The 21,057-nt window shown below is 59.3% G+C and carries 21 protein-coding genes; 8 read left to right on the top strand and 13 right to left on the bottom strand.

Going from position 1 to position 21,057, the window contains the following annotated elements:
• Nucleotides 1-2 precede the first annotated feature (2 nt).
• Nucleotides 3-716, bottom strand: a complete 714-nt coding sequence (dsbC, locus tag IB144_RS03965) for a bifunctional protein-disulfide isomerase/oxidoreductase DsbC (RefSeq protein WP_048290928.1) — start codon at nt 714-716, stop codon at nt 3-5.
• A gap of 22 nt (nt 717-738) precedes the next feature.
• Nucleotides 739-1,635: a site-specific tyrosine recombinase XerD gene (gene xerD, locus IB144_RS03960; protein WP_004144729.1), complete on the bottom strand. Its 897-nt coding sequence runs from the start codon at nt 1,633-1,635 to the stop codon at nt 739-741.
• Between the two features lie 100 nt (nt 1,636-1,735).
• Here xerD and fldB point away from each other — a divergent pair, with 100 nt between their 5' ends.
• Nucleotides 1,736-2,257 (top strand): flavodoxin FldB, encoded by a 522-nt coding sequence (gene fldB / locus IB144_RS03955; RefSeq protein ID WP_002916308.1) that lies wholly within the window; start codon nt 1,736-1,738, stop codon nt 2,255-2,257.
• Nucleotides 2,258-2,263: 6 nt separating this feature from the next.
• On the opposite strand, the gene IB144_RS03950 is transcribed toward fldB, so the two are convergent.
• Entirely contained in the window at nt 2,264-2,674 is a 411-nt protein-coding gene (locus IB144_RS03950) for a protein YgfX (RefSeq protein WP_040245400.1), read from the bottom strand.
• Nucleotides 2,655-2,921 carry an FAD assembly factor SdhE gene (gene sdhE, locus IB144_RS03945; protein ID WP_002916312.1) on the bottom strand — a complete coding sequence of 89 codons (267 nt, stop codon included), beginning with the start codon at nt 2,919-2,921 and terminating at the stop codon, nt 2,655-2,657. Before sdhE ends, IB144_RS03950 begins: the two co-directional genes overlap by 20 nt.
• A 245-nt stretch (nt 2,922-3,166) precedes the next feature.
• Between sdhE and ygfZ the strand changes: the two genes are divergently transcribed.
• Complete coding sequence (ygfZ, locus tag IB144_RS03940) at nt 3,167-4,150, top strand: tRNA-modifying protein YgfZ (RefSeq protein ID WP_032430613.1); 984 nt, start codon at nt 3,167-3,169, stop codon at nt 4,148-4,150.
• A gap of 150 nt (nt 4,151-4,300) precedes the next feature.
• Here the strand turns inward: ygfZ and IB144_RS03935 are convergent, their stop codons facing one another.
• Both IB144_RS03935 and yqfB read right to left on the bottom strand, forming a co-directional pair.
• Complete coding sequence (locus IB144_RS03935; protein WP_048334397.1) at nt 4,301-4,960, bottom strand: hemolysin III family protein; 660 nt, start codon at nt 4,958-4,960, stop codon at nt 4,301-4,303.
• A 163-nt stretch (nt 4,961-5,123) separates the two neighbouring features.
• Nucleotides 5,124-5,435: a N(4)-acetylcytidine aminohydrolase gene (yqfB, locus tag IB144_RS03930; RefSeq protein ID WP_004144734.1), complete on the bottom strand. Its 312-nt coding sequence runs from the start codon at nt 5,433-5,435 to the stop codon at nt 5,124-5,126.
• Between the two features lie 49 nt (nt 5,436-5,484).
• Between yqfB and IB144_RS03925 the strand changes: the two genes are divergently transcribed.
• The 6 genes from IB144_RS03925 to IB144_RS03900 all read left to right on the top strand — a co-directional run bounded on the left by IB144_RS03925 (nt 5,485) and on the right by IB144_RS03900 (nt 11,414).
• The gene (locus IB144_RS03925; RefSeq protein ID WP_002916321.1) at nt 5,485-6,213 is read left to right on the top strand and encodes a MurR/RpiR family transcriptional regulator; all 729 of its coding nucleotides are present in this window, start codon (nt 5,485-5,487) and stop codon (nt 6,211-6,213) included.
• A 118-nt stretch (nt 6,214-6,331) separates the two neighbouring features.
• Nucleotides 6,332-7,765 (top strand): 6-phospho-beta-glucosidase, encoded by a 1,434-nt coding sequence (locus tag IB144_RS03920; protein WP_065888469.1) that lies wholly within the window; start codon nt 6,332-6,334, stop codon nt 7,763-7,765.
• Nucleotides 7,766-7,889: 124 nt separating this feature from the next.
• Entirely contained in the window at nt 7,890-8,249 is a 360-nt protein-coding gene (locus tag IB144_RS03915) for a hypothetical protein (protein ID WP_004210062.1), read from the top strand.
• A gap of 49 nt (nt 8,250-8,298) precedes the next feature.
• Complete coding sequence (locus tag IB144_RS03910) at nt 8,299-10,308, top strand: protein-disulfide reductase DsbD domain-containing protein (protein ID WP_046653394.1); 2,010 nt, start codon at nt 8,299-8,301, stop codon at nt 10,306-10,308.
• Nucleotide 10,309: 1 nt separating this feature from the next.
• Nucleotides 10,310-10,921 carry a DsbA family protein gene (locus tag IB144_RS03905; RefSeq protein WP_004210064.1) on the top strand — a complete coding sequence of 204 codons (612 nt, stop codon included), beginning with the start codon at nt 10,310-10,312 and terminating at the stop codon, nt 10,919-10,921.
• Nucleotides 10,911-11,414, top strand: coding sequence for a protein disulfide oxidoreductase (locus IB144_RS03900; RefSeq protein WP_046653391.1), 504 nt, complete (start codon nt 10,911-10,913; stop codon nt 11,412-11,414). The genes IB144_RS03905 and IB144_RS03900 overlap by 11 nt, the downstream gene beginning before the upstream one ends.
• Nucleotides 11,415-11,534: 120 nt before the next feature.
• Here the strand turns inward: IB144_RS03900 and IB144_RS03895 are convergent, their stop codons facing one another.
• The 7 genes from IB144_RS03895 to pepP all read right to left on the bottom strand — a co-directional run bounded on the left by IB144_RS03895 (nt 11,535) and on the right by pepP (nt 21,056).
• A complete protein-coding gene (locus IB144_RS03895; protein ID WP_019704916.1) occupies nt 11,535-12,278 on the bottom strand; it encodes an SDR family oxidoreductase in 744 nt (247 codons plus the stop codon).
• Between the two features lie 62 nt (nt 12,279-12,340).
• On the bottom strand, nt 12,341-15,214 hold the full coding sequence (gcvP, locus tag IB144_RS03890; protein ID WP_002916478.1) for an aminomethyl-transferring glycine dehydrogenase: 2,874 nt from the start codon (nt 15,212-15,214) through the stop codon (nt 12,341-12,343).
• A 206-nt stretch (nt 15,215-15,420) separates the two neighbouring features.
• On the bottom strand, nt 15,421-15,810 hold the full coding sequence (gene gcvH, locus IB144_RS03885) for a glycine cleavage system protein GcvH (protein ID WP_002916479.1): 390 nt from the start codon (nt 15,808-15,810) through the stop codon (nt 15,421-15,423).
• A 24-nt stretch (nt 15,811-15,834) separates the two neighbouring features.
• A complete protein-coding gene (gene gcvT / locus IB144_RS03880; protein WP_002916480.1) occupies nt 15,835-16,929 on the bottom strand; it encodes a glycine cleavage system aminomethyltransferase GcvT in 1,095 nt (364 codons plus the stop codon).
• 422 nt (nt 16,930-17,351) lie between these two features.
• Nucleotides 17,352-18,554, bottom strand: a complete 1,203-nt coding sequence (gene ubiI, locus IB144_RS03875; protein ID WP_032418363.1) for an FAD-dependent 2-octaprenylphenol hydroxylase — start codon at nt 18,552-18,554, stop codon at nt 17,352-17,354.
• 10 nt (nt 18,555-18,564) lie between these two features.
• Entirely contained in the window at nt 18,565-19,743 is a 1,179-nt protein-coding gene (ubiH, locus tag IB144_RS03870) for a 2-octaprenyl-6-methoxyphenyl hydroxylase (RefSeq protein ID WP_032418362.1), read from the bottom strand.
• Nucleotides 19,740-21,056 (bottom strand): Xaa-Pro aminopeptidase, encoded by a 1,317-nt coding sequence (gene pepP, locus IB144_RS03865; RefSeq protein ID WP_002916483.1) that lies wholly within the window; start codon nt 21,054-21,056, stop codon nt 19,740-19,742. Before pepP ends, ubiH begins: the two co-directional genes overlap by 4 nt.
• Between the last annotated feature and the right edge of the window lies 1 nt (nt 21,057).

Here is a 21,057-nt window from a genome sequence, read left to right as displayed (position 1 = left end):
AATCAGTTACCGCTTGTCTGTTTTTTGTGCTCATCGAGGAACGCCTTCAGCTCTTTCGGCCCCTGATAGCCCGGCAGCACCATGCCGTTACTGAGGACCATCGCCGGGGTGCCGTTGACGCCCATCTGCACGCCGAGGGTGTAATGTTTGGCGATATCTATGCTGCAGCTCGCCGGCTGCACGCCTTTACCATTCATGGCGTCATCCAGCGCTTTGTTGCGATCTTTCGCGCACCAGATCGCTTTCATATCCTGCTCGGCCTGGCTTTGCAGCCCCTGGCGCGGGAAGGCCAGATAGCGCACGGTGATCCCCAGCGCGTTGTAGTCGCTCATCTGCTCGTGCAGTTTATGACAGTAGCCGCAGGTAATATCGGTGAAGACGGTGATGACGTGCTGCTCCTTCGGCGCTTTGTAGACAATCATCTCATTGCTCAGCGCGTTCAGCTTACCCAGCAGCAGCTGGTTGGTGACGTTGACCGGCTGCGCGCCGCTCACGTCGTACATCGGCCCCTGGATGATATGTTTGCCGTCGTCGGTCACGTACAGCACGCCGCTGTCGGTCAGCACCGTGCTCATCCCGGAAACCGGCGATGGTTGAATATCGGTGCTCTGCACACCCAGCTTCGCCAGCGACTGTTTAATTGCCGCGCTATCGGCGTGCGCCGCTCCTGAAAGGGAGGCCGCCAGCAGGGTGAACATCAATAAACCTTTTTTCATACTCAGTCCTTTTGTTCAGCACTCACGCCCGCGGGTGGTGCTGTTGATGAAGTTGTCGCAGACGCTCGGTCGCCACGTGGGTGTATATCTGCGTGGTGGAGAGATCGCTGTGTCCTAACAGCATCTGCACCACGCGCAGATCGGCGCCATGATTGAGCAAATGCGTGGCGAACGCATGGCGTAACACGTGCGGGGAAAGCTTTTCGCTGTCGATCCCCGCCAGTACGGCATAGTGTTTAATCCGATGCCAGAAGGTCTGGCGCGTCATCTGCTGGGCGCGCTGGCTGGGAAATAAGACATCCGACGCCACGCCGTTCAGCAGCCAGGGGCGACCATACTCGAGGTAATTTTCCACCCACAGTACCGCCTCTTCCCCCAGCGGCACCAGCCGCTCTTTGTTGCCTTTTCCCACCACCCGCAGCACGCCCTGCCGCAGGCTGATGTCGCTCATCGTCAGCCCCACCAGCTCCGAGACGCGCAGGCCGGTGGCATACAGCACCTCCAGCATCGCTTTATCGCGCAATTCCAGCGGCTGCTCCACCAGCGGCGCCTGCAGCAGGCGCTCAACCTGCGCCTCACTGAGATCTTTTGGCAGCCGCTGCGGTAGCTTCGGCGAGGCCAGCAGCGCGCTGGGATCGTCCGGGCGAATTTTTTCCCGGTACAGATGCTGGAAAAAACGGCGCACGGCGCTCAGCAGGCGCGCGGTGCTGGTGGCTTTGTAGCCGCCGGACTGCCGCTCAGCCAGCAGCGCCTGCAGATCGTCGCTGCCAACGCTTGCCAGCGACAGGCCGCGATGGTGCAACCACTCAACTAACATCGTCAAATCGCGACGGTAGGCGCTGAGCGTATTCTCCGCCAGGTTGCGCTCCAGCCAAAGGGCATCGAGAAACTGTTCGATTAGTGCCAGATCCTGTTTCACATCGGCCTCTTTGTTCGTTAAACGCTCTCATTATGCCTTAAGAGGACGCCTTTCTGGTACACTGCCCGCCATTCACGGCAAGAATCGAGATGTTTACGCGATGAATATAGGTCTGTTTTACGGCTCCAGTACCTGCTACACCGAAATGGCCGCGGAGAAAATCCGCGATATCATCGGCCCCGAGCTGGTGACGCTGCACAATCTGAAAGATGACTCCCCCGCGCTGATGAGCCAGTACGACGTACTGATCCTTGGCATCCCGACCTGGGATTTCGGCGAAATTCAGGAAGACTGGGAAGCGGTCTGGGATCAGCTGGACACCCTGAACCTCGAGGGAAAGATCGTCGCGCTGTACGGCATGGGCGATCAGCTGGGCTACGGCGAATGGTTCCTTGACGCGCTCGGCATGCTGCATGACAAGCTGGCGACCAGGGGCGTGAAGTTTGTCGGCTACTGGCCAACCGAAGGCTATGAGTTCACCAGCCCGAAACCGGTGATCGCCGATGGCCAACTGTTCGTTGGCCTGGCGCTGGATGAAACCAACCAGTACGACCTGAGCGACGAGCGCATCCAGAGCTGGTGCGAGCAGATCCTCGGCGAAATGGCCGAACACTTTTCCTGACGCGGCTTACTCCTGCGCCGGTTTTTGCAGCACCAGCCGGCGCAGATCGCGCCACTCTCCGGCGTCCATGCTGTCCGCCGCCAGCCAAAGATGCTGTCCGCGCCGGCTATCGACATGGCGCAAACGCAGCAGCATACCGCTATTGATAACCCACGGCGTCCCGAGGATCTCCCATTCGGCGTTTTGCCAGCGAAGACGGGAATCGGTGAGCAGTTTTATCTCCCCGCGACGGGCATGGATCCGCCGCTGGCTGCGCACGCAGTCGAAGACCACCAGCGACAGCAGCAGCAGCCAGATCGGGGTATAGCTCAGCGGCCAGGGAACCAACAGCACCAGGGCCGCCACCACGCCGTGAAGCAGCAGGGAAAACCACTGCGCGCGCCAGGAGATACGGAGATCAGATTGCCACAGGACCACGTTCCCGATTCCGTGTCTGAATTAAGGTTACCATCCGCTGCAGCTCCGCATCGGCCGGTTTGCCGTGGTTCATCAGCCAGTTGAACAGATCCGGATCGTCATTTTCCAGCAGGCGAATGAACAGCTGTTTGTCAGCGTCGCTGAGGGTATCGTACTCATACTCAAAGAACGGCATGATGGAGATGTCGAGTTCGCGCATCCCGCGGCGGCATGCCCAGTGGATACGTGCTTTATTGTTAATGTCCATGTTGACCTTCCAGCAGCAAAATATAGGTTAGTTTAACCCGTTTTCTGCCGTAACTTTACAGGAATATCGCTGAATGCGAGCATCCTTCCATAAAAACCTTAAAATAATGATGGGTTTATTGATTCCCTGCGTCAGGCGGCTGTCTCACGCCAGCGCACAAATGGCCTGTTGAAAGCACTTGCAATGCACTATAGCTCTTTTACCATTGGTCACACACACTGCGTTAAGCGATTCAGGATATGACTATGGCTTTTACACCTTTTCCTCCGCGTCAGCCTTCCTCTTCCGCTCGTCTGCCGTTAACGCTGATGACCCTGGATGACTGGGCGCTGGCGACAATTAGCGGGCCGGACAGCGAAAAATATCTGCAGGGGCAGATTACCGCCGATGTGAGTCATCTCACCGATGCCCAGCATCTGCTTGCCGCCCACTGTGATGCCAAAGGCAAGATGTGGAGCAACCTGCGCGTATTCCGTCGCGAGGGCGGCTTCGCGTGGATTGAGCGCCGCAGCCTGCGCGACGCGCAGCTGACCGAGCTGAAAAAATATGCCGTCTTCTCCAAAGTCACCATCGCCGCCAACGACGATCTGGTTCTGCTGGGGGTGGCCGGCTTCCAGGCGCGCGCCGCGCTGGCGCCGCTGTTCGCCGCCTTGCCCGACGCTGCCACCCCGGTGGTCAGCGAAGGCGCCACCAGCCTGCTGTGGTTTGAACACCCGGGCGAGCGCTTCCTGCTGGTGACCGATGTCGACACCGCCAACCGCGTCACCGACGCGTTGCGCGGCGAAGCGCAGTTTAACAACAGCCAACAGTGGCTGGCGCTGAATATTGAAGCCGGTCTGCCGGTTATCGACAGCGCCAACAGCGGGCAGTTCATTCCGCAGGCCACCAACCTGCAGGCGCTGGGCGGCATCAGCTTCAAAAAAGGCTGCTACACCGGCCAGGAAATGGTCGCGAGGGCGAAATTCCGCGGCGCCAATAAGCGCGCGCTGTGGACGCTGTCAGGGACCGCCAGCCGGGTGCCGGAAGCCGGGGAAGACCTGGAGCTGAAGATGGGCGACAACTGGCGCCGCACCGGTACGGTGCTGGCAGCCGTACAGCTGGATGACGGAAGCCTGATGGTCCAGGTAGTGATGAATAACGACATGGAACTGGACAGCGTGTTCCGTGTGCGCGACGATGCCGGCAGCCTGAGCATCAAACCATTGCCGTATTCGCTGGAAGAAGATTAAGGAAAAGTTCCCGGCTTGCGGCGCTTGCGCCTTAGCCGGGCTACCCGGCCGCAGTATATTGTAGCCACGGTAAGCGTAGCGCCACCGTGGAATTTCCAGGCCGTAGAGTATTGTAGCCACGGTAAGCGCAGCGCCACCGTGGGATGTTTATCAGGACTGGCCGATGTAAAGATAAATCGCCAGGAAGTGACACACGCTGCCGCCGAGCACGAAGCCGTGCCAGATAGCGTGGTTATAAGGAATACGTTTGCAGACGTAGAAGATGACCCCCAGCGAGTACACCACCCCGCCAACCGCCAGCAGCGTTACCCCGCCCACCGCCAGCTTCACCGCCAGCTGACAGACCACGATAAGCGACAGCCAGCCCATGGTCAGATAGGTCACCAGCGACAAAATTTTAAAGCGGTGCGCAATCGTCAGCTTAAACAGGATCCCCAGCAGCGCCAGGCTCCAGATGACGATCATCAGCCCCTTCGCCAGCGGTGAATTCAACCCCACCAGCAAAAACGGCGTGTAGGTCCCGGCAATCAACAGGTAGATAGCGCAGTGGTCGAATTTCTTCAGCCACTGTTTCGCCCGCTGATGCGGGATCGCGTGATAGAGCGTGGAAGCGAGGAACAGCATAATCATGCTGCCGCCGTACAGGCTGTAGCTGGCGATCGCCGTCGCGCTGGCGTTTGTATCCGCCGCCTGCACCAGCAGCAACACAAGGCCGACGATACCAAACACCAGCCCAATCCCGTGGCTGATGCTGTTGGCAACTTCCTCTGCCAGAGAATATCCCTGAGTGATTAATGGTTTGCGAACCATACTGGACTCCGTGAAAACAAGAACGCTTTCATTGCCCACTTAGGGTAACTGAGAATGATTCCAGTGAACACCTGTTAGCTAAAATAAAACGATGTATATTTGTAAATACTTTAAAATCATAAAGTTACATTTTTATTTCAACTCACAGCTGTTCCTGATTATCTTAAAGCGTTTTGAATTCAATGACATAAAACTGGCTCTCGCCAGGATAGATGTCGCTGATGACCTGCCGCAGCTGCCCGAGAGTCATATTCTCCTGTTGCGCATGCTGTTCGGTCAGCGTATCGAGCGTCACCGTCGAGGTCGCGGTCACGGCGATGGTGCAAAAATAGCCGTCATCTTCATAGCGCCCAACGCGCAGCACATCGCCGGGCTTAAAGTGCGACTCCGCTGCATCGCGAATGGTGATGGTTTTGCGCCCGGCGAGGATGTCGTCCTGAAAACGCTGAAAAAAGGTAATGTCATTGGCCTGCATGATATAATTCCGTCCTGGTCATTATGAATTGTGAGTTCGCCCTGTGAGTATGTTCTCCCACGCCGCTGTCGCCAGTCTCAATAATCTTGAGATGATGGTCTACCACTACGTCATTAAAAATCGTGACAAAGTGATGTACATGACCATCCGCGAACTGGCCGAGGCCGCCGGGGTCTCCACGACCACCGTGTTACGCTTCTGCCGCAAACTGCAGTGCGAGGGCTACTCTGAATTTCGCGTGCGCTTTAAATTATATCTCGAGCAGAATGAGCCTCAACAGGCAAATATCGGCGCCAGCGAAATAATGAGCTTTTTTAAAAGCGTCAATAATGACGAGTTCGATGAATTACTCGAGCAGGCCGTCGATATTATTCTCGCCTCCGAACGTATTATTTTTGTCGGCGCCGGCACCTCCGGCGCGCTGGCGAAATATGGCGCACGCTTCTTCTCCAACGTCGGTAAATTCAGCAACCATATTGACGACCCCTATTTTCCGGTAACCAACGATATGGCCCGCAACGCGCTGGCGATCGTGCTTTCCGTCTCTGGCGAGACGGAAGAGATCCTGCGCTTTGCCAGCCAGTTCAGCCTACATCATTGCAAGGTGATGTCGATTACCAGCCATGAGCATTCGCGGCTGGCCAAACTGGCTGATTTCAATCTCTCCTGGCACGTGCCGCAGACGCGCATTGGCGGCGTCTACGATATTACAACGCAAATTCCAGTGATCTATATTCTCGAATCCCTCGGACGTAAATTAGCGCGCAAAATCAGCTAAAAATAACAGCCTGTTTTTTTGATGTAACATATTACCTTTGGCGGAATTTGTTATATCGTGACATTCACTTTCACTTTGCTAGACTCGAGAACAATAGTTATTAGAGAGATTAGCCAGGATGAAAAAATTAACCCTTCCGAAAGATTTTTTATGGGGCGGCGCGGTCGCCGCGCATCAGGTTGAAGGCGGCTGGGATCAGGGCGGCAAAGGCCCCAGCATCTGCGATGTGTTGACCGGCGGGGCGCACGGCGTGCCGCGCGAAATCACCCACCAGGTCGAAGCGGGAAAATACTACCCGAACCACGAAGCCGTCGACTTCTACGGTCGCTACAAAGAAGACATCAAACTGTTCGCCGAGATGGGCTTCAAGTGCTTCCGCACCTCTATCGCCTGGACCCGCATCTTCCCGCAGGGTGACGAAACCCAGCCGAATGAAGAGGGGCTGAAGTTCTACGACGACATGTTCGACGAGCTACTGAAGTACAACATCGAACCGGTGATCACCCTCTCCCACTTCGAGATGCCCCTGCACCTGGTGCAGCATTACGGCGGCTGGACCAATCGCAAAGTGGTCGATTTCTTTGTACGCTTCGCCGAAGTGGTCTTCGAGCGCTATAAGCACAAAGTGAAATACTGGATGACCTTTAACGAGATCAACAACCAGCGCAACTGGCGCGCGCCGCTGTTCGGCTACTGCTGCTCCGGGGTGGTCTATACCGAGCATGACAATCCGGAAGAGACCATGTACCAGGTGCTGCACCACCAGTTCGTGGCCAGCGCGCTGGCGGTGAAAGCGGCGCGGCGCATCAACCCGGACATGCAGGTCGGCTGCATGCTGGCGATGGTCGCCCTCTACCCTTACTCCTGCAAACCGGAAGATGTCATGTTCGCCCAGGAGTCGATGCGCGAGCGCTACGTCTTTACCGACGTCCAGCTGCGCGGTTACTACCCGAGCTATGTGTTGAATGAATGGGAACGCCGCGGCTTCAACATCAGGATGGAAGACGGCGACGCGCAGATCCTGCGCGAAGGTACCTGCGCCTATCTCGGCTTCAGCTACTACATGACCAACGCGGTGAAAGCTGAGGGCGGCACTGGCGACGCCATTTCCGGTTTCGAAGGCAGCGTGCCGAACCCGCACGTCAAAGCTTCCGACTGGGGCTGGCAGATTGACCCGGTCGGCCTGCGCTATTCTCTGTGTGAACTGTATGAGCGTTATCAGAAGCCGCTGTTTATCGTGGAAAACGGCTTTGGCGCCTACGACAAAGTAGAAGCCGACGGCAGCATCAACGATGACTACCGCATCGACTACCTGCGCGCCCACATCGAAGAGATGATCAAAGCGGTCACTTATGACGGCGTCGATCTGCTGGGCTATACCCCATGGGGCTGCATCGACTGCGTCTCCTTCACCACCGGGCAGTACAGCAAACGCTACGGCTTCATCTACGTCAACAAACACGACGATGGCACCGGCGATATGTCCCGCTCGCGCAAGAAGAGCTTTAACTGGTACAAAGAGGTCATCGCCAGCAACGGTGAGAACCTGTAACTAACCGCCCTCTCCCGGCCGGGGGAGGGCTAATTGCTTATCCGCCAGACACTTCTTTACAGCTTTACCATTGCCAAAACCCGTTCGCCCGTTAAGATAAGCCTCGTGAATATTTGAGGCAATCATGATTAAGCGACAACGCAAAGCCATTCTTTTTGTCCTCCTGGCCTGTCTGGTGGTGCTAACCTGCACCGCTCAACGGATGGCCGGGATGCACGCGCTGGTCATGAACCTCACCGCCGACAGCCCGTCGCTACAGCAAAACCAGGATCAGGCCGAGGCGCCGGTCACGCCGTGCGAGCTCAGCGCCAAGTCGCTGATGGCCGTTCCGCCGATGCTGTTTGAAGGGGCGCTGTTGGCTATCACCCTGCTGCTGGCGGTGCTGGCGGCGATCCCGCCGCGTATCGAACGCCAGTGGCCTCCCCGCGTTATCTCCTCACCCCGATTGCGGGTGCATCTGCGATTATGCATCTTCCGTGAGTGATTGATTCTCCTGACAGTTCAGGTTAATTCATCACTTACGGAGCAAACTTATGTATATGGTATTCAGGCGACTACTGGTCTGCCTGCTTTGGCTATGGCTGCCCGTCAGCCAGGCCGCCGACAGCGGCTGGCTGCGCGCCGCCGACAATCAACACGCCAGCGTCCGCCTGCGGGCGCAAACCGAGAGCAATGGCGACACTCGCCTGCTTTTAGACGTAGCGCTGGAAAAGGGCTGGAAAACCTACTGGCGCTCGCCAGGGGAAGGCGGCATCGCGCCGGCTATCGCCTGGCACACGCCGCTGGAGGTGAGCTGGCGCTGGCCGACGCCGCAGCGCTTCGACGTCGCGGGCATTTCCACTCAGGGCTATCACGGCGACGTCAGCTTTCCGATGACGCTGCGCGGGAAGATACCGCCGACGCTTAGCGGCGTCCTGACGCTCTCTACCTGCAGCAATGTCTGTATTCTCACTGACTATCCCTTTTCGCTGGATATGACGACTCCGGCGGGGGAGCGATTTAATTATGATTTTACCCGCGCGATGGGCACACTGCCGCTGCGCGATGGCCTGACTTCGCAACTGACCGCCAGCTACGTCAGCGGCAAACTGACGGTGACCGCCCGCCGCGATGCCGGCTGGCAGCAGCCAGCGCTGTTTATCGACAGCATGGAGGATGTCGATTTCGGTAAGCCGAGCTTTACCAGCCGCGGCGATACGTTGACCGCCACCGTACCAGTCACCGATAGCTGGGGCGAAGCGGCGCCGGATCTGAGCGGCAAAACGCTGTCGCTGGTGCTGGCCGATAGCGGTCAGGCGCAGGAAAGCCAAATCGCCGTCGCCGCCGGCAGCGCCGCGCCGGGGCTGGCGTTAGGCTGGGTGCTGCTGATGGCGCTGGCCGGCGGGCTTATTCTCAACGTCATGCCCTGCGTGCTGCCGGTGCTGGCCATGAAGCTCGGCTCGCTGGTGCAAACCGAAGGTCGCGAACGCGGCGCGGTGCGGCGGCAGTTCCTCGCCTCGGTGTGCGGGATCGTCGTCTCGTTCCTGGCGCTGGCGCTGATGATGACCGCGCTACGCCTGGGGAATCAGGCGCTCGGCTGGGGCATCCAGTTCCAGAACCCGTGGTTTATCGGCGCGATGGCGCTGGTGATGGTGCTGTTCAGCGCCAGTTTATTGGGGCTGTTCGAAATCCGCCTCTCCTCCAGCGCCAGCACTTTCCTCGCCACCAGGGGCGGCAACGGCTTAATGGGCCATTTCTGGCAGGGCGCCTTCGCCACCCTGCTGGCGACGCCCTGCACCGCGCCGTTCCTTGGCACCGCCGTTTCGGTGGCGCTGGTGGCGCCCCTGCCGCTGCTGTGGGGCATTTTCTTCGCCATGGGGATCGGCATGAGCCTGCCGTGGCTGCTGATCGTCGCGTGGCCGGGTCTGGCGCAACGACTGCCGCGCCCGGGCCGCTGGATGAATCATCTGCGGGTGGTGCTGGGGCTAATGATGCTTAGTTCAGCGCTATGGCTGGTCAGCCTGCTGACGATCCACATCGGCCGTACGCCGGTGCTTACCCTGCTGGTGATTCTGGCCATCGCCCTGCTAGTGGCCACCGCCTGGCGCTACCGCTGGCGGACGGCGCTGCGCGCGGGCGCCCTGGCCATAGTGGTAGCGGGCGCCGTCGCCTTTGTTGCCCAACAGGACGGCCAGGGCCCGCGCCGCGACCGGGTTAACTGGCAGCCGCTCAGCGAGCAGGCTATCGCCAGCGCCCTGGCGGAGCATAAACGGGTATTTATTGATGTCACCGCCGACTGGTGCGTGACCTGTAAAGCCAATAAATACAACGTGCTGCTGCGCGACGACGTCCAGCAGGCGCTGTTAGCGCCAGATGTGATCGCCTTACGCGGCGACTGGAGCCGCCCCTCCGCTGACATTAGTCAGTTTTTAACCGCACGCGGCAGCGCCGCGGTGCCGTTTAACCAGATTTACGGACCGGAATTGCCGCAGGGACAGATTCTGCCTGCGCTGTTAGACCGCGAACAACTTATCGCCACCCTGTCCGCAGCTAAAGGAAAATAACATGAGAGCTATCACCGCCTTATTACTGCTGTGCGTATCGGCCTTCAGCTTCGCCGCCCCGGCGGAAGAACCACAATCGAACGGTAATGACCAGTTAGCCCAGCTGCTGTTTAACGATCCGAATAGCCCGCGCACCGGCGCGAAAGAGCCAAAACTCACAATCGTCTCGTTTACCGATTACAACTGCCCTTACTGCAAACAGTTTGATCCGCTGCTGGAAAAAATCGTCCACGATAATCCGGACATCCAGCTCATCGTTAAGCTGCTGCCGTTTAAAGGGCAGAGTTCGGTGAATGCCGCTAAAATCGCGCTCTCCACCTGGCGTCAGCAGCCCGATAAATTCTGGGCGCTGCATCAGCGGCTGATGGCGAAAAAAGGCTATCACGATGACGCCAGTATCGCCGCCGCGCAGAAGAAAACCGCCACCGATAGTGTAAATATCGATGACAAGACCATGGATTCGCTGAAGATGAACCTGATTTTGTCGCAGGTGCTGAATATTCAGGGCACCCCGGCAACGATCATCGGCGATCAGATGGTGGCCGGCGCGATCCCTGCTGATGAGCTGGAGGGGCTGGTGAAAGAGCAGCTGGCGAAAGCCCGTGGCCAGTAAAATCAGGCGCTGGCTGCGCGAGCTGGCGGTGTGGCTGCTGATTGGCGCGGCGGTGAGCCTGGCGGTGGATTATTTTCGCCAGCCCGCGCTGCCGCAAAACGTCAGCGCCACATCGCTGCAGACACTCGACGGCAGGACGCTGGATCTGAACGCCATGAGCCAGCAAAAGCCGCTGCTGCTGTACGTCTGGGCGACCTGGTGCGGAGTTTGTCGCTATACCACGCCGTCGGTGGCATCGCTTGCCGCCGACGGCGGCAATGTGCTGACGGTAGCCCTGCGTTCCGGCGATAACGCCGCGCTGGAGAAGTGGCTGAGCAGGAAGAAAATGGCGCTGCCGACGGTAAATGATCCGAGCGGCCAGCTGGCGCGGCAGTGGGATATCCAGGTAACGCCAACGCTGGTGGTCATTTCTCAAGGCGAGGTGAAGTCGATTACCACCGGCTGGACCAGCAGTTGGGGAATGCGCCTGAGGCTGTGGCTGGCCTCCTGGTAGACCGTCGGGCTTTAGCGGTTTTTATGCCGGGTAAGGCGTATCCGCCACCCGGCCTACCATTCGGCTTTGACCCCGTAGGCCCGGCAAGCGCAGCGCCGCCGGGCAATAGACATCTACGGGTTATTTCCCGCCCGCCAGTTCAAGGAAGCTACCCGTCACATACGACGCTTTGTCGCTCAGCAGCCAGGCAATGGCCTGAGCGACCTCTTCCGGCTGGCCGCCGCGCTGCATCGGTAGCGAACCTTTCACTCGATCCACGCGTCCCGGTTCACCGCCGGAGGCGTGCATCTCGGTATAAATCAGCCCCGGACGCACGCCGTTGACCCGGATCCCCTGCGCCGCCACCTCCAGCGCCAGCCCGGTAGTCAGGGTATCTACCGCCCCTTTCGACGCGGCATAGTCAACGTACTCCCCCGGCGCGCCAAGGCGCGACGCCGCCGACGACACGTTAACTATCGCCCCGCCCTTACCGCCATGTCGATGTGACATGCGCTTTACCGCCTCGCGACAGCAGAGGAAATAACCGGTGACGTTGGTGGCCAGCACGCGGTTAATACGCTCGGCGCTCAGGCTCTCCACCGTACACTGGGTAAACAGGATCCCGGCGTTGTTGACCAGCGCCGTCAGCGGCTCGCCCATGCGGTCAACTGCCTCAAACATCGCCATCACCTGCGCTTCATCGCTGATGTCCGCCCGCAGCGCCGTGGCTTTGCCGCCAGACGCCACAATGGTATTCACCACCTCGGTGGCGGCGTTAATGTTGTGATGGTAATTGACCGCCACGGTATATCCTTCCTGCGCCAGCAGCAGCGCCGTCGCCCGGCCTATGCCGCGGCTCGCGCCGCTAATAAGAGCTATTCCCATACCTTCCCTCCAAAAAAATAAAGGCGCCGCAGCGCCTTTAAAAGTTTAGCTAAAACGCAAACTTACTGGTATTCGCTCATCGGCACGCAGGAGCAGAACAGGTTGCGGTCGCCGTAGACATCATCCAGACGTTTCACCGTCGGCCAGTACTTGTTGTGCAACCCTGCCGGGAATACCGCCAGCTCGCGGCTGTACGGATGGTTCCACTCGCCCACCAGCTCGCCCTGGGTGTGCGGCGCGTTCACTAGAGGGTTATCCTCCAACGGCCATTCGCCGGCTTTGACGCGGTCGATTTCCGCGCGGATCGCCAGCATCGCGTCGATAAAGCGGTCCAGCTCGACCTTGCTTTCCGATTCCGTCGGCTCAACCATCAGCGTCCCCGCTACCGGGAAAGACATGGTCGGGGCATGGAAGCCAAAGTCGATCAGGCGCTTGGCGATATCCAGCTCGCTAATGCCGGTCTCTTCTTTCAGCGGACGAATATCGAGAATGCATTCGTGCGCTACGCGACCATCGCGACCGGTGTAGAGCACCGGGTAGGCGTCTTTCAGCCGGGTAGCGATGTAGTTGGCGTTAAGGATCGCGTTCTGGCTCGCCTGCTTCAGCCCTTCCGCGCCCATCATGCGGATATACATCCAGCTGATCGGCAAAATGGACGCGCTGCCGAACGGCGCGGCGGAAACCGCGCCCTGGCGGGTCAGCATACCTTCAATCTGTACCACGCTGTGGCCCGGCACGAACGGCGCCAGGTGCGCTTTCACGCCGATTGGGCCCATGCCCGGGCCGCCGCCGCCGTGCGGAATGCAGAACGTTTTATGCAGGTTGAGGTGCGAAACGTCGGCGCCGATAAAGCCCGGAGAGGTGATCCCGACCTGGGCGTTCATGTTGGCGCCGTCGAGATAAACCTGGCCGCCAAACTGGTGCACGATCTCGCACACTTCGCGAATGGTCTCTTCATACACGCCGTGGGTCGACGGATAGGTGACCATGATGCAGGAGAGATTGGCCCCCGCCTGCTCTGCTTTTTCACGCAGATCGGCGAGATCGATGTTGCCGTTTTTATCACAGGCAACGACCACTACCTGCATACCCGCCATCTGCGCGGAAGCCGGGTTGGTGCCGTGCGCGGAGCTAGGGATCAGGCAGATATCGCGATGGCCTTCGTTGCGGCTCTCGTGATAATGGCGAATCGCCAGCAGACCAGCATATTCACCCTGCGCGCCGGAGTTCGGCTGCATGCAGACGGCGTCATAGCCGGTCAGTTTCACCAGCCAGTCGGAAAGCTGGGCGATCATCTGCTGATACCCTTCCGCCTGCTCGACCGGGCAGAACGGGTGCAGCTCGGCGAATTCCGGCCAGGTGATCGGGATCATCTCCGCCGCGGCGTTCAGTTTCATGGTGCAGGAGCCCAGCGGGATCATCGCCTGGTTCAGCGCCAGATCTTTACGCTCCAGGGCGTGCATGTAGCGCATCATCTCGGTTTCGCTATGGTAGCGGTTAAACACCGGATGGGTGAGGATCGCATCGTCGCGCAGCATCGCCGCCGGGATCGAACGGCTATCCAGCGCCACGTCTTTATCCAGGGTATCGATATCCAGACCGTGATCGTCGCCGACGATGGCGCGGAACAGGTTCAGCACATCTTCGCGGGTGGTCGCTTCATCGAGCGTAATGCCCACCGCGCCGTGAATATCGCTGCGCAGGTTAATCTGCAGGGCTTCGGCACGCGCCAGCACCGCGGCTTTATCCGCCACTTCGACGCACAGGGTGTCGAAGTAGTGGGCATGGCGCAGCTTCAGCCCTTTCTTCTGCAGGCCGTCGGCCAGAATGTCGGTCAGACGATGAATGCGGCCAGCGATACGTTTCAGACCCGCCGGGCCGTGGAATACCGCGTACAGGCTGGCGATGTTGGCCAGCAGAACCTGCGAGGTACAAATGTTGGAGTTCGCTTTCTCACGGCGGATGTGCTGCTCGCGAGTCTGCATCGCCATGCGCAGCGCGGTATTCCCCGCCGCATCTTTCGATACGCCGATAATCCGGCCCGGCATGGAGCGTTTGAATTCATCTTTCGCCGCGAAGAAGGCTGCGTGCGGGCCGCCGTAGCCCATCGGCACGCCGAAGCGTTGGGCGGAACCGAAGACGATATCCGCGCCCTGCTTGCCCGGCGCCGTCAGCAGCACCAGCGCCATAAAGTCGGCAGCGACGCTGACAATCACTTTGCGCGCTTTCAGCTCGGCGATCAGTTTGCTGTAATCGTGGATTTCGCCGGTGGTGCCCACCTGCTGCAGCAGCACGCCGAAGACATCCTGGTGATCGAGCACTTTGTCGGCGTCATCGACGATGACGTCGAAACCGAAGGTTTCCGCGCGGGTGCGCACCACGTCCAGGGTTTGCGGATGGACGTCGGCGGCAACGAAGAAGCGGTTGGCGCTCTTCAGTTTACTGACGCGTTTGGCCATCGCCATCGCTTCGGCGGCGGCGGTGGCTTCATCAAGCAGCGAAGCGGAAGCGATATCCAACCCGGTCAGATCCAGAGTGACCTGCTGGAAGTTGAGCAGCGACTCCAGACGGCCCTGGGATACTTCCGGCTGGTAAGGGGTATAGGCGGTATACCAGCCCGGGTTTTCCAGCATGTTGCGCTGAATGACCGGCGGCAGCTGCACGGCGGTATAGCCCATGCCGATGTAAGACTTGAAGCGCTTGTTGCGACTGGCAATCGCCTTCAGCTCCGCCAGCGCGGCGAATTCGGTAGTCGCGTCGCCCACCTGCGGTGGGGTCGCCAGCTGGATATCCTGCGGCACAATCTGGCCGATCAGGGCGTTAAGCGAATCCGCGCCGACGGTCTTCAGCATCTCTTGCTGTTGCTGAGCGTCCGGGCCAATGTGACGTTCAATAAAGGCGTCGCGGTTTTCAAGCTGACTTAAAGTCTGAGTCATGAGCGATGGTTCCTGAAACGTGCGGTGAATCGTGGTTGTCTGACTGGTTTGCCCGGCAAGCGCTGATGCTTACCGGGCCAGAATACGCAAAATCATTCGCGTTGCAGGAAGGCGGCGACACAGCGACTCCCCGGGAGCTTACAAAAGTAAGTGACCGGGGGGAGCCAGGAAGCCAACGCCCCTGCAGCGTGAAGGATGAAGCGTATTTATTCGTCTTCCAGTAAAGCTTCATACGCGGCGGCATCCAGCAGCGCGGCAACCTGCGCTTCGTCGCTGGCTTTGATCTTGAAGATCCAGCCGTCGGTATACGGGTCGCTGTTGACCAGTTCCGGAGAGTCGTTCAGCTCTTCGTTGACGGCAACGATTTCACCGCTAATCGGCGCGTAGATATCGGAGGCCGCCTTCACGGATTCGGCAACCGCGCAATCGGCGCCCGCTTCAACGGTGGCGCCCACTTCCGGCAGGTCAACGAAAACCATATCGCCAAGCAGCTCCTGCGCGTGCTCGGTGATCCCTACGGTATAGGTGCCGTCCGCTTCTTTACGCAGCCACTCGTGTTCTTTGCTGTATTTCAGTTCTGCTGGTACGTTGCTCATCAATTCATCTCCAAAAAAGGGAAATCACACAATGGCTTTGCCATTGCGTACAAAACCAGGTTTAGTCACTTTAACCGGCATTTCACGGTTACGGATTTGCACCACCGCGGTGTCGCCAATCCCGGCCGGCACGCGAGCCAGCGCGATGCTGTAGCCCAGCGTCGGCGAGAAGGTGCCGCTGGTGATAATGCCTTCTTTTTGATTACCGTCGCTATCGGTAAAACGGACCGGCAGACCACCGCGCAGGACGCCTTTCTCGGTCATCACCAGGCCAACCAGCTGCTCGGTGCCTTTTTCACGCTGCATCTCCAGCGCTTCGCGGCCGATGAAGTTACGATCGGCGGGCTCCCAGGCGATAGTCCAGCCCATGTTCGCCGCCAGCGGGGAAACGCCTTCGTCCATCTCCTGGCCGTACAGGTTCATCCCAGCCTCCAGGCGCAGGGTGTCGCGCGCGCCAAGACCGCACGGCTTAACGCCAGCGTCCAGCAGACCGCGCCAGAAATCAGCCGCCTGCTCGTTCGGCATCGCAATTTCATAACCCGCTTCGCCGGTATAGCCGGTGGTGGCGATAAACAGGTCGCCGGCCTGCACGCCGAAGAACGGCTTCATGCCTTCCACGGCCTGACGTTGAGCGTCGGTAAACAGCGTCGCCGCCTTCGCTTTCGCCTGGGGGCCCTGGACCGCGATCAGCGACAGATCGTCGCGAACGGTAATTTCAAGGCCGTAAGGTTCAGCTTGTTCGGAGATCCAGGCGAGGTCTTTTTCGCGGGTGGCGGAGTTAACAACGAGGCGGAAATAATCTTCAGAAAGGAAATAGACAATCAGGTCGTCGATGACGCCGGCGGAGGCGGTCAGCATGCCGGTGTAGAGCGCTTTGCCTGGGGTGGTGAGCTTCGCCACATCGTTGGCCAGCAAATAGCGCAAGAACTCGCGGATCCGGCTGCCGTGGAAATCGACGATGGTCATATGCGACACATCGAACATCCCTGCATCGCCGCGCACCGCATGGTGCTCATCAATCTGGGACCCGTAATGCAGCGGCATCATCCAGCCATGGAAATCCACCATGCGCGCGCCGCACAGCGTGTGTTGTTCATACAACGGAGTCTGTTGAGCCATCTTTTCCTCATCGAATAAAACGGAACCAGCCACGAAATTGTCGGCGATTTTGCGCCATGAAATTCGGCGTCGGCATCGCTGACGGACGCCGACGCAAACGTTCTCTTTGGCCTGAACTTACCACCGAACCCGGCGCTAAACCATAAGCTCATTCAGGGCATCACATTAGCTTATGGCTAAAATCCGCCGAAAAGCCTACAGAGTTATTGACTGGAAAAAAGCGATTTACGCCACATAAAATTAACATTAACGGCGCGAAAATTAGGCAATGATGGTGTTTTATGCGATTTCACGGTCCTAATTTCTTTAACAAAAAAAAGGGCGCATTAATAAATCTAATGCGAAAAAAGAGGTGAAATTAGAATATTTCAAATGAGGGGGAAAACCCGGCGCCCAGGCCGGGTGAAAGAAGTGTGACGCGGTTAACGTAACCAGGCAGGCAGATCGTTGAGGCCCATCGCCTGGCGAATCAGCTGCGGTTTCACGCCCGGCAGCGTATCGGCCAGTTTGAGTCCCACATCGCGAAGAAATTTCTTCGCCGGATGGCTCCCGGAGAACATTTCGCGGAAGCCCTGCATGCCCGCCAGCATCAGCGCCGCGCTGTGCTTGCGGCTGCGCTCGTAGCGGCGCAGATAAAGATGCTGGCCGATATCTTTGCCCTGAGCGTGCAGGCGCTTCAGCTCGTCAATAAGCTCGGCGGCATCCATAAAACCGAGGTTGACCCCCTGCCCGGCCAGCGGATGGATGGTATGCGCGGCATCGCCGACCAGCGCCAGTCGGTGGGCGGCAAACTGACGGGCATAGCGGCCGGTCAGCGGGAAAACTTCACGTTCACTTGCCAGCTGGCAGAGGCCAAGGCGATTATCGAACGCGATATTCAGCGCCTGGTTGAAGGTGGTTTCATCAGCCTGCTGCATCCGCTGCGCTTCCCCCGGCGATAGCGACCAGACGATCGAGCACAGGTGCGGATCGCTGAGCGGCAGGAAGGCGAGGATCCCGTCGCCATGGAACGCCTGGCGGGCCACCGCCTGATGCGGCTCAGCGGTACGGATGGTCGCCACCAGCGCATGATGATGGTAATCCCAGAAGGTCAGCGGAATATCGGCTTTATTGCGCAGCCATGAATTGGCACCATCGGCGCCGATCACCAGCCGCGCGGTCAGCATGCTGCCGTCCTGCAGGCTGAGAAAGGCTTCATTCTCGCCCCACGCCACCTGCTGAAGTTCCGCCGGAGCCAGCAGGGTAACGTCAGCGCAACGCTGCGCCTTCTGCCACAATGCATGATGCACTACGGCATTTTCGATAATATAGCCAAGGTGGCTAAAGCCCATGCTCTGGTCATCGAAGCTAATGTGGCCAAAGCTGTCTTTATCCCACACTTCCATACCGTGATAGCAGCTGGCCCGCTGGGGGACGATCTCGCGCCAGACGTCCAGCTTCGTCAGCAGCTTTTCGCTGGCGGCATTAATTGCCGAAACGCGCAGCGCCGGCGGCGCATCGGCGGCCAGCGGTCGCGGCTCTGCTTTCTCCAGCACTGCGACGCGCAGGCCGCTACCCTGTAGACCGCAGGCTACCGCCAGCCCCACCATTCCACCGCCAACAATGGCAACATCAACACTTTGCACGTTCTACTCCTTAACGGGGAACCCAACCGAGGGTACGCTGCGCCAGCGCATCGCGCGCCGGGGTAAATAATTCCATCGCCATCAGACCGACGTTGCGCCCCGCCACCAGCGGCGCCCAACGGTTGGCAAACAGATGCACCAGCCCATCGGTCACGCCGATGGTGGCGGCTTTATCCGCTGCCCTGCGCGCCTGATAGCGGCACAGCAGCGGATAATGACCGACATCTTCGCCGCTGAGATGGGCGTCAGCGAGTAATTCCGCCAGGCTCATCACATCGCGCAGGCCGAGATTAAAGCCCTGCCCGGCGATCGGGTGCAGCGTCTGCGCCGCGTTGCCGACCAGCGCCAGGCGGTGCGACACCGCGCGGCTGGCGGTGGTGAGGGCCAGCGGATAAACGCTGCGCTTCCCGGCGTGGGTAATACGCCCCAGCCGCCAGCCGAACGCCTGCTGCAGCTCCTGACAAAAGCGTTCGTCAGACCAGCTCTGCACCTCATCGCGGCGCGACTGCGGATGACACCACACCAGCGAGCAGCGCCCTTGCGACATCGGCAGCATCGCCAGCGGGCCATGCTCGGTAAAGCGCTCGAAGGCGCGACCTTCGTGGGGCAACGCGGTGCTGACGTTAGCAATGATCGCTATCTGCTCATACGGCTGCTGCTGCCAGCTGATGCCGCAGCGGGCGCCCAGTGCCGAACGGGAACCGTCCGCCGCCACCAGCAGCTTACCGTTAATGATTTCGCCGCCCTCAAGCGTAAGGCTGACGCTCTCCTGGCTGCGACTGACCGCTTCCACTTTCGCCGGACAGTGCAGCGTGACGCCCGCCGCCTCGCGCAGCAGACCAAACAGGCGCTGGCCGACATCGTGGAGTTCAACCACCTGGCCCAGCGCCGACAGGCCATAATCCGCGGCCGCCAGATTCACAAACCCGGCATGACCGCGGTCGCTGACGTGTACTCGCTGGATGGGCGTCGCGCGTTCGGCGAGGCGTTGCCAGATACCGATACGCGCCAGCTGCTGGCAGGTGCCCGCAGCCAGGGCGATCGCCCGGTCGTCAAAGCCAGGGTGGCGTGACGAATGCGGATCCTGCGCTTCAATGAGGTGGACCGGCAGCGCGCCGCCGGTCAAACGGGAGATGGCCAGCGCGAGCGTCGCGCCGGTCATCCCGCCGCCGACGATCAGCACGCTCATGACTGGCGCGCCGCCGCCATCAGCGCCTCAATCTCATCCGCCTTCTTCACCACGCCGGCGGTGAGATTTTCGTTACCGTCTTCGGTAATCACGATGTCATCTTCAATACGGATGCCGATGCCGCGATACTGCGCCGGCACGTCGGCATCGGTGGCGATATACAGTCCCGGCTCGACGGTCAGCACCATTCCCGGCTCCAGGACGCGCGAACGGTCGGTGTCGTAATTACCGACATCGTGTACATCCAGACCCAGCCAGTGGCTCAGGCCATGCATAAAGTACGGGCGGTGGGCGTTGTTGGCGATAAGCTCGTCAATCTCGCCTTTCAGGATCCCCAGCCGCACCAGGCCGGTAATCATAATGCGCACCACTTCCTGGTTGACCTGACAGATCGAGGTGCCCGGCCGATAGAGTTTCAGCGCGGTCTCCAGCGATTCGAGCACAATGTCGTAGATCTCGCGCTGCGGCTGGGTAAATTTACCGTTTACCGGGAAGGTGCGGGTAATGTCCCCGGCATAGCCGCGATACTCGCAGCCGGCGTCAATCAGGACTAAATCGCCGTCGCGCAGTTCAGATTCGTTTTCGGTGTAGTGCAGAATACAGCCGTTTTCGCCGCCGCCAACGATGGTGTTATAGGAGGGGAAACGTGCCCCGTGGCGGTTGAATTCATGGAGAATTTCACCTTCCAGCTGATATTCGAACATGCCAGGGCGGCATTTTTCCATCGCCCGGGTATGGGCCAGCGCGGTGATCTCCCCGGCGCGGCGCATCACGGCAAGCTCTTCCGCGGATTTAAACAGGCGCATCTCATGCACAATGGGCCGCCAGTCGATAACCGAGTTCGGCGCCTGCAGATTCTGGCGCGAGCCTTTGCGCAGTTTTTCGAGGGCGTTGAACACAATCTCATCGGCATAGGCATATTCACCCTGGGCGAAGTAGATCGCGTCCAGACCGTTGAGCAGCTGATACAGCTGCTGGTTGATTTCGCTGAACGCCAGCGCCCGGTCGACGCCAAGCTTCGCCGGCGCGGCCTCCTGGCCCAGACGGCGTCCAAACCAGATCTCAGCGGTAAGATCGCGAACCCGGTTGAACAGCACGCTATGGTTGTGGGTTTCATCGCTTTTAATCAACACCAGCAGCGCTTCCGGTTCGTTAAAGCCGGTGAAGTACCAGAAATCGCTGTTCTGCCGGTAGGGATATTCCGAATCTGCACTGCGCACCGCTTCCGGTGCGGCGAAAATCAGCGCCGCGCTGCCTGGCTGCATCTGCGCCAACAGCGTCTGGCGACGCGATAGAAATTCCTGCTGAGTCATG

It is taken from the genome of Klebsiella sp. K4 (assembly GCF_014596785.2).
Classification (GTDB): Bacteria; Pseudomonadota; Gammaproteobacteria; order Enterobacterales; family Enterobacteriaceae; genus Klebsiella; species Klebsiella pneumoniae.
Note: the sequence above shows the minus strand (reverse complement) of the source record. Positions and strands in the feature narration are given on the sequence as shown.